This is a genomic window from Aeromonas sp. QDB18, from assembly GCF_027705325.1.
Classification (GTDB): Bacteria; Pseudomonadota; Gammaproteobacteria; order Enterobacterales; family Aeromonadaceae; genus Aeromonas; species Aeromonas caviae.
In genome coordinates this window covers 15,908-29,781 of the sequence record NZ_JAPDBQ010000037.1, presented here as the reverse complement: position 1 = coordinate 29,781, position 13,874 = coordinate 15,908, and the positions used below count along the sequence as shown (strand labels likewise).

Annotated in this window: 11 protein-coding genes; 9 read left to right on the top strand and 2 right to left on the bottom strand. The window is 65.9% G+C overall.

The window, feature by feature from the left end; genetic code table 11:
• Positions 1-100: 100 nt before the first annotated feature.
• Positions 101-1,297: an amino acid aminotransferase gene (locus OKC30_RS08190; protein WP_160836624.1), complete on the bottom strand. Its 1,197-nt coding sequence runs from the start codon at positions 1,295-1,297 to the stop codon at positions 101-103.
• 439 nt (positions 1,298-1,736) lie between these two features.
• Here OKC30_RS08190 and bcsG point away from each other — a divergent pair, with 439 nt between their 5' ends.
• The 9 genes from bcsG to OKC30_RS08145 are packed head-to-tail and all read left to right on the top strand — an operon-like array spanning position 1,737 to position 13,567.
• The gene (gene bcsG, locus OKC30_RS08185) at positions 1,737-3,431 is read left to right on the top strand and encodes a cellulose biosynthesis protein BcsG (protein WP_160836632.1); all 1,695 of its coding nucleotides are present in this window, start codon (positions 1,737-1,739) and stop codon (positions 3,429-3,431) included.
• Positions 3,421-3,585, top strand: coding sequence for a cellulose biosynthesis protein BcsR (gene bcsR, locus OKC30_RS08180; protein WP_270662614.1), 165 nt, complete (start codon positions 3,421-3,423; stop codon positions 3,583-3,585). The genes bcsG and bcsR overlap by 11 nt, the downstream gene beginning before the upstream one ends.
• Positions 3,582-4,244 (top strand): cellulose biosynthesis protein BcsQ, encoded by a 663-nt coding sequence (gene bcsQ / locus OKC30_RS08175; RefSeq protein WP_270809589.1) that lies wholly within the window; start codon positions 3,582-3,584, stop codon positions 4,242-4,244. Before bcsR ends, bcsQ begins: the two co-directional genes overlap by 4 nt.
• Positions 4,241-6,484, top strand: coding sequence for a UDP-forming cellulose synthase catalytic subunit (gene bcsA / locus OKC30_RS08170; protein WP_234888551.1), 2,244 nt, complete (start codon positions 4,241-4,243; stop codon positions 6,482-6,484). The genes bcsQ and bcsA overlap by 4 nt, the downstream gene beginning before the upstream one ends.
• A gap of 3 nt (positions 6,485-6,487) precedes the next feature.
• Complete coding sequence (locus tag OKC30_RS08165; protein ID WP_234888550.1) at positions 6,488-6,808, top strand: hypothetical protein; 321 nt, start codon at positions 6,488-6,490, stop codon at positions 6,806-6,808.
• Positions 6,805-9,030 (top strand): cellulose biosynthesis cyclic di-GMP-binding regulatory protein BcsB, encoded by a 2,226-nt coding sequence (gene bcsB / locus OKC30_RS08160; protein WP_160836620.1) that lies wholly within the window; start codon positions 6,805-6,807, stop codon positions 9,028-9,030. The genes OKC30_RS08165 and bcsB overlap by 4 nt, the downstream gene beginning before the upstream one ends.
• Positions 9,031-9,033: 3 nt before the next feature.
• Positions 9,034-10,143, top strand: coding sequence for a cellulose synthase complex periplasmic endoglucanase BcsZ (gene bcsZ, locus OKC30_RS08155; protein WP_234922326.1), 1,110 nt, complete (start codon positions 9,034-9,036; stop codon positions 10,141-10,143).
• On the top strand, positions 10,128-13,385 hold the full coding sequence (gene bcsC / locus OKC30_RS08150; protein WP_270809588.1) for a cellulose synthase complex outer membrane protein BcsC: 3,258 nt from the start codon (positions 10,128-10,130) through the stop codon (positions 13,383-13,385). Before bcsZ ends, bcsC begins: the two co-directional genes overlap by 16 nt.
• 8 nt (positions 13,386-13,393) lie before the next feature.
• On the top strand, positions 13,394-13,567 hold the full coding sequence (locus tag OKC30_RS08145; RefSeq protein WP_270662608.1) for a cellulose synthase subunit BcsC-related outer membrane protein: 174 nt from the start codon (positions 13,394-13,396) through the stop codon (positions 13,565-13,567).
• 28 nt (positions 13,568-13,595) lie between these two features.
• Here the strand turns inward: OKC30_RS08145 and OKC30_RS08140 are convergent, their stop codons facing one another.
• Entirely contained in the window at positions 13,596-13,871 is a 276-nt protein-coding gene (locus OKC30_RS08140) for a metal/formaldehyde-sensitive transcriptional repressor (protein WP_041214512.1), read from the bottom strand.
• Positions 13,872-13,874 lie beyond the last annotated feature (3 nt).

The window sequence follows — 13,874 nt, the reverse complement described above, 5'->3', positions numbered from 1 at the left end:
TCCGGAACCAGTGATTGGTTCCGGATTGTCCTACAGCAGAAGGATCGGTCAATGGATCCTTAACTGATCAGCATTGCCGCCTGAGCGGGGCTTGCGGGGATCAGCCCTTGAGCACGGCGGCCATGGCGTCGGCCACGTAGTCGACGTTGCGGCTGTTGAGACCCGCCACGCACATGCGACCGGAGCGCACCAGGTAGACGGCGAACTCTTCCCGAAGGCGGTCCACCTGCTCCGGGGTGAAGCCGGTGTAGCTGAACATGCCGCGTTGGTTGATGAAGTAACTGAAGTCGCGGCCCGGCACCTTGGCGCTCAGCACCTCGAACAGCTTCTCGCGCATCGCCTTGATGCGGGTGCGCATCTCGGTCACCTCACCAACCCACATGGCGTGCAGGCTGGCGTCGTTCATCACGGCCGCGGTGATCTGGCCGCCGTGGGTGGGGGGGCTGGAGTAGTTGCGGCGCACGGTGGCCTTCATCTGGCCCAGCACCCGGCTCGCCTCTTCGGCATCCTGGCAGATGACCGACAGGCCGCCACAGCGCTCGCCGTAGAAGGAGAGGTTCTTGGAGAAGGAGTTGCTGACGAAGAAGCTGACGCCGGCGGCCACCATGGCGCGAATGGCGTAGGCATCCTCTTCCAGCCCGTCGCCGAAGCCCTGATAGGCGATGTCCATAAAGGGGATCAGGTTCTTCTCGACCACCAGGGCGATCACCTGGTCCCACTGGGTGCGAGAGAGATCCACCCCGGTCGGGTTGTGACAGCAGGGGTGCAGCAGCACGATGCTTTTCGCCGGCAGGCTGCTCAGGCAGTCGATCATGGCGTCAAACTGCACGCCGCCGGTGGCCGCATCGTAGTATGGGTAGTCGTGCACCTTGATGCCGGCCCCCTCGAACATCGCCTTGTGGTTGTCCCAGGTGGGATTGCTGACCCACACCTCGGAGGTCGGGAAGTAGCGCTTGAGCAGATCGGCGCCGATCTTCAGCGCGCCTGAGCCGCCGATGGTCTGGATGGTGGCGATGCGACCCGCCTTGACCGCTTCGTGATCGGCACCAAACAGCAGGTGCTGCACCGCGGTGCGGTAGTTGGCGGCGCCTTCCATCGGCTGGTAGGGGCGCGGGGCCGGGGCGGCGGCGCGCTGCGCTTCGGCCTGCTGCACCGACGGCAGCAGCGGAATGCGGCCCTGCTCGTCGTAATAGAGGCCAATCCCCAGGTTCACCTTCTGCTCGCGGGTATCTTTATGGAAGGTCTCGACTAGCGTCAGTATGGGATCGCCAGCATAGGCATCGACGTGTTCAAACATGGGGGGTCCTTGAAGTTGACTGTCCAATTCGGCCGGCCATCAGCCGGGCCGATATGATGGCGCAATCCAGAGGTGGCCTCAAGTTGTTCGAGATGGAGACAGGGCTGACAAAGTCTGTCGCAGTAGTAAGCGCGGGGCCCTTGCCAGGATCCTGCATCCCGTCTGCACGTTCCCCCCATTTTGTCAGAGAAGGCTGCCTTATCGGGATCGTTTGGATAATATATGGATACATACGGCCCCTCTCATTCCCCTCTCATTCCCCTCCCACCCATCCGGGGGAGCCAGGTTCGGCGCCGCCTGAGACAAAAGAAATAGTTGCATAATAGTCAGGCTATTCTTTTGACAACCATTGCAGTGTGCCCGGCCCCTTCGGGGGGCCCACGATAACAGGTGACTCATCGCCGATGACCCGACATGTTTCTGATGCCGATTCCCCTGGCTGGACTGGCACGGCCTGGGTGGCTGGAATGTCTATTTTCTTGCCAAGTTCGCCCTGCTCTGGGGGGGATATCTCAACTTCCACCCCCTGATCAACCTGGTGTTTGCCGCCTTCCTGATCTTTCCCCTGCAAAGGGCCGGGTGGCGCCGTGCGCGGCACTGGCTGGCGTTGCCGGTGGGGGCGGGGATCTTCTATCACGATACCTGGTTGCCGGGGATAGAGAGCATTCGTGCCCAGGGCAGCCAGGTCTTCTCCTTCACCCTGGATTACTGGGCGGAGTTGCTCGGGCGTTTCATCAATTGGGAGATGGTCGGCGCGGGGTTCGTGCTGCTGACACTCTATCTGTTCATCGCCCAGTGGCTGCGCTTCACCCCCTGGATCCTGCTGGCGCTGCTCTGGCTCTGGGTCTCGCCCCAGGTGAGCAATCCCTTCGCGAGCAGCAAGGGGGCGAGCGAGCATGCCCTGAACACGTCCCGGGAGGAGACCCGCTCTTCAGTGCTGCCCATGGAGGAGCAGCTTGACCAGAGTGCCCCGCCGACCAACGAGAACCTCAACGCCTATCTCGATGACTTCTATCGGGAGGAGCAGGAGAGACTGGTGCACTTCCCGGAGAGCCTGCCAGCCCAGGCGACCCCCTTCGATGTGCTCATCATCAATGTCTGCTCCCTGGCCTGGCATGACGTGGAGGCGAGCGGCCTGAGCGGGCATCCGGTCTGGTCCCACTTCGACATTCGCTTCAACCGCTTCAACTCCGCCACTTCCTACAGCGGCCCGAGCTCCATTCGCCTGCTGCGGGCCAGTTGCGGGCAGACCAGCCACCAGGGGCTCTATGTGACGGCGCCGAAGCAGTGTCTGCTGTTCGAGAATCTGGCCCAGCTCGGCTTTGCCAAACAGGTGGCCATGGATCACTCGGGGGATTTTGGCAACTACCTGACCGGCCTGCAGCAGTATGCCGGGCTGGATGTGACCCCCATGGACAAGAAGGGGCTGGCCCATGATCTCGCCTCCTTCGATGGCGAACCCATCTATCGCGGGGATGCCCTGTTCGGCCGCTGGCTGAACGAGCGGACACAGAGTCAGGCGGCACGCAACGTCACCTTCTTCAACCTCATCGCCCTGCACGATGGCAACCGCTATGTGGCGAGCCGCCAGATAGCGCCCTACAAGGCGAGGCTCAAGACCCTGCTGGATCAGCTGGATGACTTCATGACGACGCTGGATCAATCCGGCCGCAAGGTGGCCGTGGTGATGGTGCCTGAGCACGGCGCCGCTCTCACCGGCGACAAGATGCAGATGGCCGGGCTGCGGGACATTCCCAGCCCGAGCATCACCCAGGTGCCGGTGGAGGTTGCCCTGCTCGGTACCAAGGCGCCCCATGAAGCGACCCGCAACGTGGACACCCCCAGCAGCTTCCTGGCGGTATCAGAACTGGTCTCCAGGCTGGTGGGGAAGGATGTGTTCGGGAGCGAGACCATCGATTGGGATGCCCTGCTGGGCGACCTGCCGCAGACCCCGCCGGTGTCTGAGAACCAGGGCTCGGTGGTGATCGAAATCAGGGCAAGTACCACATCAAGCTGGGGCAGGGGGACTGGGTCCCCTATCCCCAATGAGACCGGAAGTGACGATGCGCAGCGAACGGCAATCAGACATGCAGACCCCCTTCGGCGTCCCGGTGGAGGGCGCGGTGATCAATGACGTGGCCATGGTCCAGCAGGCCTTTGGTGTCAGCGTCTCCTATCAGGATATTGCCGCCAGGGAGCGGCTCGCCGCCTTGTGCGCACGCTTCCCCCTGCTGGCGGAGGTGGCAGTGAAAGGGCCCGAGGGGACTGGCGAGGGGAGGTCTGCATGAAGGTGATCGCCCTGCAGGGGATCCGGGGAGGCGTGGGGACCACCGCCATCGTGGCCGGACTGGCCCAGGCTGCCCATGAGCAGGGGGCAAGGGTGCTGGCGGTGGATCTCTGCCCGGACAACCAGCTTGGCATCCACCTTGGCCTGCCCCATGACGATCCGGGAGGCTGGAGCCGGCTGACCCAGCCGGCGCGGGAGTGGCGAGGTGCGCTTCACCGCCGGGAGGAGGGACTGGATCTGCTCTTCCATGGCGGGGGGGAGGGGGCGTCGGCCGAGTGGCTGGCGGGGATCGATGGCTATGATCTGGTGCTGCTGGATCTGCCCCTGGGCATGGCCCCCGTCATCCCCTGCAGGCGCTTGCTGGTGGTCAATGCGGATGCCAACTGCCATGTGCGGCTTCACCGCCACCCCTGGGCGGCTGATGAGCGTCTGCTGGTGACCCAGTTCTCCAGCCAGCGGGCCCTGCAGCAGGGGCTGCTGGATCTCTGGCTGGCAGGGGGGCTCCCTCTGCTCAATCTTCATCTGCACAGGGACGAAGCCATGGCGGAGGCCATGGCCGCCAAGCTGCCGGTCGGCCGCTATGCCCCCACCAGTCTGGTTGCCCACGAGCTGGCCGCCCTGGCGACCTGGTGTCTGGCAGAGGGGGAGGCGCCCCGATGAGAGTGCGGCTGCTGACGCCGGCTGCGGGCCTCTGGTGCTCGCAGCGCTATCGCGCACTGCGCGAGCGGGGGGCTTCCCGCCCTGGGGCGGCCGCATTGACCCTGGGCTGGCTGCTGGCCTGGGTTATCTTCCCCCTCGAGCGTCATGGTTGGCAATGGGTGCTGGGCCATGCCCGGGGGCTCTATCCCCAGCTGACGCACCCCCGGGTGGGGGATCCCCTGCGCGTTCTGTTGCAGAGCCTCTGGATGATAGTGCGTCGCCCACAGCCCATCCCTCTGCGCTGGCCTGCCTCCTGGCAACGGCTCTGGCACCGGGGCACTCAGACTCTCGGCGCCTTCCTGGCCCGTCAGGAGGAGAAAGGGCTGGCCGCCGCCAGGGCCACGCCCCGCGAGGCACGCTGGAAGAGCGTGCTGCTCTGCGTGGTGGCCGGGAGCCTCTCCCTGCTCTGCGTCACCCAGCCGTTCACCCTGCAGGCGCAGCTGGTGTTCGTCCTCCTGCTGGCGGCCATGGCCTTCATCCTGCGCGCCGTGCCGGGCCGTTATCCCATGCTGATGATGATGGTGCTCTCCCTCACCATCTCCTGCCGCTACATCTGGTGGCGCTACACCTCGACCCTCGACTGGTTCGACCCCGTCAGCCTGGCCTGCGGCCTGCTGCTGCTGGCCGCCGAGACCTATGCCTGGCTGGTGCTGCTGCTCGGCTACTGGCAGACCGCATGGCCCCTGCACCGCCCTCCGGCACAACTGCCGGCGGATCCGGCCCAGTGGCCCAGCGTGGATCTGATGATCCCCACCTACAACGAGGATCTCGCCATCGTGAAGGGGACTGTCTACGCCGCCATGGGGCTCGACTGGCCCGCCGACAAGCTGACCATCTGGCTGCTTGACGACTGGGGGCGGGCAGCGTTTCGAGACTTCGCCGAGGAGGCCGGGATCCGCTATGTGGCCCGGTCGACCCATGAGCACGCCAAGGCGGGCAACATCAATCACGCCCTCAAGATGGCCACCGGGGAGCTGGTCGCCATCTTCGACTGTGACCACCTGCCGACCCGCTCCTTCCTGCAGATGACGGTGGGCTGGTTCTACCGGGATCCCCGTCTGGGCGTGGTCCAGACCCCCCACCACTTCTTCTCCGCCGATCCGTTCGAACACAACCTGCAACGGTTTCGCAAGATGCCGAACGAGGGGGCTCTCTTCTACGGCCTGGTGCAGGATGGCAACGACATGTGGGATGCCAGCTTCTTCTGCGGCTCCTGCGCCGTCATCAAGCGCACTGCCCTTGACGAGATCGGCGGCATCGCGGTGGAGACGGTCACCGAGGATGCCCACACCTCCCTGCGGCTGCACCGCCTCGGCTACACCTCGGCCTATATCCGGATCCCGCTGGCGGCGGGGCTGGCCACCGAAAGCCTCTCTGCCCACATCGGTCAGCGCATCCGGTGGGCGCGCGGCATGGTGCAGATCCTGCGTCTGGACAACCCTCTCTTCGGCAAGGGGCTCAAGCTGGGGCAGCGGCTGTGCTACTTCAATGCCATGCTGCATTTCCTCTCGGGCATACCGAGGCTCATCTTCCTGACGGCGCCGCTCGCCTTCCTGATCCTGCACGCCTACATCATCTATGCCCCGGCGGCGGCCATCGCCCTCTACATGTTGCCGCACATCTTCCACAGCGCTCTGACCAACTCCCGGTTGCAGGGCAAGGTGCGCCACTCCTTCTGGGGCGAGGTCTATGAGACGGTGCTGGCCTGGTACATCGCCAGGCCGACCACGGTGGCGCTCTTTGCACCTCACAAGGGGACGTTCAACGTGACTGCCAAGGGGGGGATGACGGAGGAGGTGTTCCTCGATCTGTCGGTCTCCCGCCCCTATCTGCTGCTGATCCTGCTCAATCTGTGCGGGCTGGGGTTCGGCCTCTGGCGCATCGGCACCGGCCCTGCCGACGAGGTGCCGACCCTGATCCTCAGCATGATCTGGACCCTCTACAACATGACCATACTGGGCGGCGCCCTGGCGGTGGCCTTCGAGTCGCGCCAGGTCCGTGCCAACCCCAGGGTGGAGATGGTGATGCCGGCGGCCATCAGGCTGGCGAACGGTCACCTCTACCCCTGTACCGTCAGGGATTACTCCAACGGGGGGGTCGGGGTGCTGCTCGAGGCGCCCCTGCCCCTGGCCGACAAGGAGAGGGTCTGGTTGCTGCTGCGCCATGACCAGCGGGAGCAGGCGTTCGCCGCCAAGGTGTAGCGGGTGTTCGGCTGCAAGCTGGGACTGGAGCTGGAACCCATGGCGCAGGCGCAGCATGTCGAGTTCATCCAGTGCACCTTCGCCCGGGCCGATACCTGGTCCCTGTGGCAGCAGCGTCTGGGCAAGGATCGCCCCCTCCACAGCCTGATCGACATTACCCTGCTCGGCTGGGGGGCTTACTGGCGTCTGGCCCGTACCTCACCCATCGGCTTTGTTTGTATCCTCCTCGAGAAGCTGGCTCGCTGGCTCCTCTCCTTCGTTCCCCGTCGCATCTCCCCAGATTTCCGGGCCGGGACTCCGACCTCACAGACAGTGAAAGGATGATGAAACCACAACGCTACCTTATTCCTCTCCTGCTGATGGCTCAGGGTGCGACCGCCGCCGAGGCCGTCGGCCCCCTGCCGCCTGTTCCCGCTCCGGTGCGCACCCAGGGGATGAGCTTCGAACAGATGGCATCATCGCCAGGCACCCTGTCCCTGCGCGGCAATGCGCCAGACGGACTGGCCGACTTCACCGTGCGGCGGGACGAGGTGGTGACCCGGGCCACCCTGGACCTGAACTTCACGCCATCGCCCTCCCTGCTGCCGCTCATCTCCCAGGTCAAGGTCTATCTCAATGACGAGCTGATGGGGGTGACGGCCCTCAACCAGGATCAGATGGGGACGATGACCCATGCCAGCATCGAGCTGGATCCCCGCTATGCCAAGGATTTCAACCGCCTCAAGGTGAGCTTCGTCGGCCACTATCAGAAAGTGTGCGAGAACCCGGCGAGCGATACCCTCTGGCTCAACGTCAACCGGGACAGCAAGCTGACCCTGCAGTTGCAGACCCTGCCGGTGCGCAACGAGCTCTCCTTCTTCCCCATGCCGTTCCTCGACGTGCGGGACAATGGCAAGCTGACTCTGCCCATGGTGTTCACGGGCTCAGTGCCCCCGGAGCAGCAGCAGGCGGCGGCGGTGCTGGCCTCCTGGTTCGGCACCAAGGCCCAGTGGCGGGGCCAGCATTTCCCGGTGCTCATCAACCAGTTGCCGGATCGCAACGCCGTGATCTTTGCCACCAATGACGCGCGCCCCGATTTCTTGGTGGACTATCCCGAGGTGAAGGGGCCCACCATCGACATGATCAGCTCCCCCGGCAATCCCTATGTGAAGCTGCTGCTGATCCTGGGGCGGGATCAGCAGGATCTGCTGACGGCGGTGCAGGGGCTGGCGCGAGGCGATGTCATGCTGCGTGGCCAGAGCGTCATGGTGGACGAGGTGAAGCCGCTCTCCCCGCGTCAACCCTACGATGCCCCGAACTGGGTGCGACTGGATCGCAAGATGCGCTTTGATGAGCTCACGGAGTACCCGGGCCAGTTACAGGCAACGGGACGCACGCTGTGGCCCATGAACCTGACGCTGCGCCTGCCGCCGGATCTCTATCTGCTGGGGGAGAACGGCATCAGGACGGAGCTGAAGTATCACCATACCTCGCCCACCCTGCGCGACGGTTCCCGGCTGGATGTGGGGGTCAACGGCCAGCTCATGAAGTCGTTCACGCTCGAGCCCGGCGAGGTCAAGAGTGAGCGGTTGCTGACTCTGCCGCTCTGGTTTGCCGACGATGGCGACACCATGGCACTGCGCATGCCCGGGCTCAAGACCACCCAGGCCAACAGCCTGAGCTTCTCGTTCGAGTATGCCCAGCAATACATGGGAGGAACGGAGGATGGCCGTTGCGACCTGGTGATGCCGCCTGCCCATCAGGTGCGCATCGACGAGGGCTCCACCATCGACTTCACCGGCTATCGTCACTTCATCGAGATGCCCGACCTCAAGGCGTTCGCCTATGCCGGCTTCCCGTTCAGCCGGATGGCGGATCTCGCCGACACCCAGATTGTCATGCCGGCCAGACCCCATCCCGGGCAGATCACCACCTTGCTCGATGCCGTCGGTGCCATCGGGGCCGAGACCGGGTATCCGGCGCTCTCCCTGCAGGTTCTGGACGACTGGGAGCGAGCGCGCACCGCGGATCGGGACACCCTGCTCATCGGCACCCTGCCGGAGGAGTTTCGAGGGGATCTGGCCCCCGACGCCCTGCTGCAATCCACGCGCAGCTGGGTCAACGAGCCAACCCGCCAGCACAAGGGGGATCTGCTGCACACCATGGCCGATCGCCAGCCCCAGGCCCGGGTGGGCATGACGGGCAATCGGGCCATCGCCGTCATCCTGGGGCTGCAATCGCCGACCCATGATCAGCGCAGCCTGGTGGCCCTGCTGGCGGATGGACCGGCGGGGGTCACATTGCTCAATGAGGCCCTGCAGACCCGGCCCCTGCGCGATCAGGTGGCGGGCTCGGTGGCCATCATCCGGGAATCCGGGGTGAAGAGCCTGGTGGTGGGGGATCGCTACGAGGTGGGCTACCTGCCGTGGTGGGAGCGTCTCTGGCAACTGTTTGCCCGTTATCCGGTGCGTCTTGCCGGGCTGACCCTGCTCTGCATGCTGGTACTGGGCTGGGGCCTGCGGGTGCTGCTTGCCAGTGCCAGTCGCCGCCGTCTGAAGGAAGATTAAGAGATGACTCAGATGAAAAATGTCTGTGGTGCCCTGCTCCTCTGGGCCCTTTGTTCCCTCCCGGCGCAGGCCGTCTGCCACTGGCCGGAGTGGGATCACTTTCGCCAGCACTACATCAGCGAAGAGGGCAGGGTCATCGACCCTGCCGAGGGGCGCCGCATCACCACCTCGGAAGGCCAGAGCTATGCCCTCTTCTTCGCCCTGGTCAACGATGACAGGGAGACCTTTGCCCGCCTGCTCGACTGGACGGAGCGGCAGCTCGCCCGCGGGGATCTGACCGGCTTCCTGCCATCCTGGCTCTGGGGCAGGCAGCAGGACGGCAGTTGGGGCGTGCTGGACGCGAACAGCGCGTCCGATTCGGATCTCTGGATAGCCTACAGCCTGCTGGAGGCGGGTCGCCTGTGGGACAACCACAGCTACTCGGCCCTCGGCACCCTGTTGCTGCGCCGTATCGCCCGGGAGGAGGTCGCCACGCTGCCGGGTCTCGGCCCCGTGTTGCTGCCCGGGGCGAAAGGCTATGAGGGGGAGGGACGCTGGACCCTCAACCCCAGTTATCTGCCCCCACAACTGCTGGCCAGATTCGCTTCCTTCAAGGGGCCCTGGGGCGAGATGCGGGCTCTCTTGCCCAAGCTGCTGCAGGAGAGTGCGCCCCGTGGCTTTGCCCCGGACTGGGTGGACTGGCAGGCCGACAAGGGATGGCAGGTGACGGCGGACAAGGGCGACACCGGTGGCTATGACGCCATCCGCGTCTATCTCTGGCTCGGCATGCTGAGCGAGGAGGATCCCGCCAGGGCTTCCCTGGTGGCCCACTTTGCCCCCATGCTGGCGCAGCTGACCGAATCGGGTCATCTGCCCGAGCGGGTCTCCAGCCAAAGTGGTCAGGTTCAGGGCAAGGGGCCGAGCGGCTTTGCCGCCGCCCTCCTGCCCCTGTCACGGGGCTTGCCGGCGCAGGTCACCTTGCGCAAGCAGGTCTCCGATCACGGGCTGGATGCGGATGCCTACTACGGCAGCGTGCTGACCCTGTTCGGCGCAGGCTGGGATCAGGGGCGTTATCGCTTTGCCGCCGACGGTACCCTGCAGCCGGATTGGAGCGAGTCATGTCAGGCAGAGTAACCCTTGGGTGCCTGCTCGCCTGCCTGATGAGCGGAGCCCTGGCGCAAGGGACGGTACAGCCGGTGGCCTGGTTGCTGGAGCAGGTCAGGATTGGCGAGGCCCGTGGGCGGGAAGATCTCGTCAGCAACAGCCTCTATTCCCTCTCCCTGGTGGAGCCCGATCATCTGGAGCTGCTGGCAGCCCAGGCCCGTCAGGCCCTGCGCCAAGGCAAGGTCAAGGAGGCCGGGGCACTGCTGGCCCGCCTTGGCAAGCAAGACCCCGACTCTGCGCTCTATCGTCAGGGCATGGCCAACCTGGCCCTGAACGAACCGGCCAGGCGCCAGCAACTGCAACAAGCCAGGCTGCTGACCAGCGCCGGCAGGCTGGAGGAGGCCGAGCGTCTCTATCGCTCCCTGTTCTCCGGTGATTTGCCCCCCAATCTCGACGTGGCGGTGGATTATGCCCTGTTGCAGACACGGATCCCGGCCATGAAAGCGAAGGGGCTGGCGGCCCTGGGGGCACTCAACCGGCAATATCCGGGTGAGCCCAGAGTGCGGGGCGGGCTGGCTCGCCTCTATCTGGCGGAGGGTCGGCGCCAGGGGGCGCAGAACCTGTTGCGCGAGATGGCGCGAGACCCCTATCAGCGGGACGAGGCCGCCGAGATCTGGCTCGCGGACATCGAATCCCTGCCCATCGGTCCCGGGAGCATCGCTGCCTTGCAGGAGTACATGGTGCTCTTTGGCGAAGGGGATACCACCAAGGCGGAACAGCTGCTCGCTACCCAGGAGGAGAAGTGGGCCTCGCCTGCCTATCGTGCACGCCAGTCGGCGCTCGCAAGCACGGCGGGAGGTGGTGCCTCCATCTCCCGCTTGCAGCGTGCCCTGGCTGCCAACCCGGGGGATCCCGAACTCATGGGGGCCCTCGGGCAGGCCTACTCCCGCAACGATCAGCGAGCGCAGGCCATCGCCCAGTTTGAACGGGTGCTGGCACACCCCGAGGTGACCGACAAGGACAAATGGCGCAGCCTGCTGGCCACCAACCGCTACTGGCTGCTGGTGAGCCAGGGGCGCAGCGCCCTGGAACAGGAGCAGTGGGATGAGGCGGCGACCCTGTATCGCCGTGCCATCGCCCAGGATGGGCGTGAACCCGAAGCCTGGTTGGGGCTCGGAGACAGCGAGCGTGGCCGCCATCGCGATGCCGACGCGGAGTCCGCCTACCGCAAGGCGCTCGCCATGGGGAGCGCGCGGGAGCGGGCACTGGCCCGCCTGTTCGATCTCTACAAGGAGCAGGATCCGGCGCGTGCCCTGGCCCTGCTGGAGCAGCAGGGCACCCCCGGGATGCAGGCCGAAGGGCGGCGGCTCAAGGCCGGGCTGTTGCAGGAGGAGGCCGATCAGCTCGATCGGGCCGGCAAGGTGGCGGCGGCGCTGCGCCTTCGCGAGCAGGCACTCGCGCTGACCCCGGAAGAGGTGTGGCTGGCCTATCGAGTGGCCGATACCCGGGCCCGCCTCGGGGAAGCCGGTAGCGGGGAGCGGCTCTTGCGGGAACGGCTGGCGGCGCACCCGCAGGATGCCACCCTGCGCTACGCCACCGCCCTCTATCTCTCGGGGCAGGACAAGATGGTGGAGGCGAGAGGGGTGCTGGCCGCCATCCCTAGGTCCGCCTGGACACAGGACATGGATGCGCTGGATCGGCGCCTCGCCCGTGACGAGGTGCTCGCCAGGGCGAGGGCGAGTCACGAGGCCGGGGATGATGAGGGGGCCGAACGCCTGCTTCAGCCGTTGCAGCCGGATGAAGAGGTAAGCCTGATGCTGGCGGAGTGGGCCACGGATCGGGGGGCCTATGCACTGGCGGAGCAGCGCTATCAGGAGGTGCTTGCCCGCACGCCGCAACAGCCCGAGGCCAGGCTTGGCATGGCCGAACTGGCCCAGGCCAGGGGCGATCTGGCAAAGGCCCGTCACTGGCTGCCCGCATGGCCGGTCAGCCCGCTGCCCCCGGAGGGGGCCAACTACTACCGCCGGGTAGCCAATCTCTATCAGGCGCTGGGAGAGGGCGAGACAGCCCGCGCCATCTTCACCGACTACGAACCCCTGGTGGCGATGCAACCGGCCTCCCAGCAGACGGCGCTGTTCTGGCGCGATGCCGCCCGTCAGCGCGTTGCCGAGCATGATGTGGAAGGGGCTCTGGTGCGGGATCGCAAGGGGCTGGTGGCCGCAGGTCTGGCCCCCCGCGAGGATCTGGAGGGGGGCGAGCTGACCCGGCTGGCACGCAGTCAGGATGGGGAGGGGTGGCTGGCATCCGGCCTGCGCAGCGATCTCGACAGGCACTACCGGCAGAGCCAGACCACCTTCTCCCTCGACAGCGATTACTGGGGCTCCAGCGGTACCGGGGGCTACTCGGATCTGCGGGCGCTGACCCAGATGGCGCAACTGGATACGCCGCTGGCCGGTGGTACCGCCTTCGGCCGCCTTGAACTGGTCGACATGGATGCCGGAGATCTGCCGGACTCCCCTTACCGGGCGCAGTTCGGTACCTGTGCGGCCAGGGACTGCCGCGGGGACGCGCACCAGCAGAACCGGGGCACCACCCTGGCGGCAGGCTGGCAGCGGGGGGCCTGGGCGTTCGATCTGGGGACCACGCCCCTCGGTTTCGAGGTGGTGGACTGGGTTGGTGGCGCCACCTTGACCGGTGACTGGCACACGCTGGGGTGGGGGATGACCCTCTCGCGTCGGCCCGTCAGCAGCTCGCTGCTCTCCTATGGGGGAACGGTGGATCCGGGCACGGGCATCAGCTGGGGCGGGGTGCGGGCGAACGGGGTCCGCCTCGATCTCAGCCGGGATCTGGGAGGGGCCGTCGGGTTCTGGGGCAGCGCCCAGCAGCACCTGCTGACTGGCAAGAACGTGCCCGACAACTGGCGCACCCGGCTCATGGGAGGGGGCTATTACAAGTTCGTCAACGAGACCCATCGCCGTGCCAGCGTGGGGCTCAGCACCATGCTGTGGCACTACCAGCAGGATCTGGTGGGCTATACCCTGGGGCAGGGGGGTTATTACAGCCCGCAGGGGTACTTCTCGCTCTCGGTGCCGGTGAGCTACCGGCAGCGTACCCCGGACTGGTCGTGGGAGCTGGGCGGATCGGGCTCCTGGTCCTACGCCCATACCGACGACAGTCGCCGCTACCCGCTGGAAGGCCTGTTGCCAAGCGGTTTGCCAGACAGAAATGCGCCTGTGAAAGGGGCAGCAGCAGTGGATTCGGCTACACCCTGAATGGCGTGGTGGAACACAGGCTGACGGAGCACTGGCGCATCGGTGGCCGGGTGGACATCCAGCAGGCGGATGACTATGCCCCCAGCCATGTCCCCCTGTTCCTGCGCTACACCTTCAAGCCCTGGCAAGGGGATCTCGATATGCCGCCAAGGCCTCTCACTCCCTACGCGGACTTCGACTGACAGGGGCGCCCGTCATCACCGGGCGCCCTTATTTCAGATAGGAACGCAGTACCCTCACCACCTGATCCAGATCCTCCAGCCGCTCGGCATGGGTCGCCTCCTCGGCGCCAAGATGCTCGCGCATGTGTCCCTCCAGCACCTCCAGCATCAGGCCGTTGACGGCGCCGCGGATGGCGGCAATCTGCTGCAGGATGGCGGCGCAGTCTGTTTCCTGTTCCAGAGCACTCTCCAGGGCGCCGGTCTGCCCCTTGATGCGCCTGACCCGTGCCAGCAGCTTCTTCTTGTCGTGAACCGTGTGTGACATCCA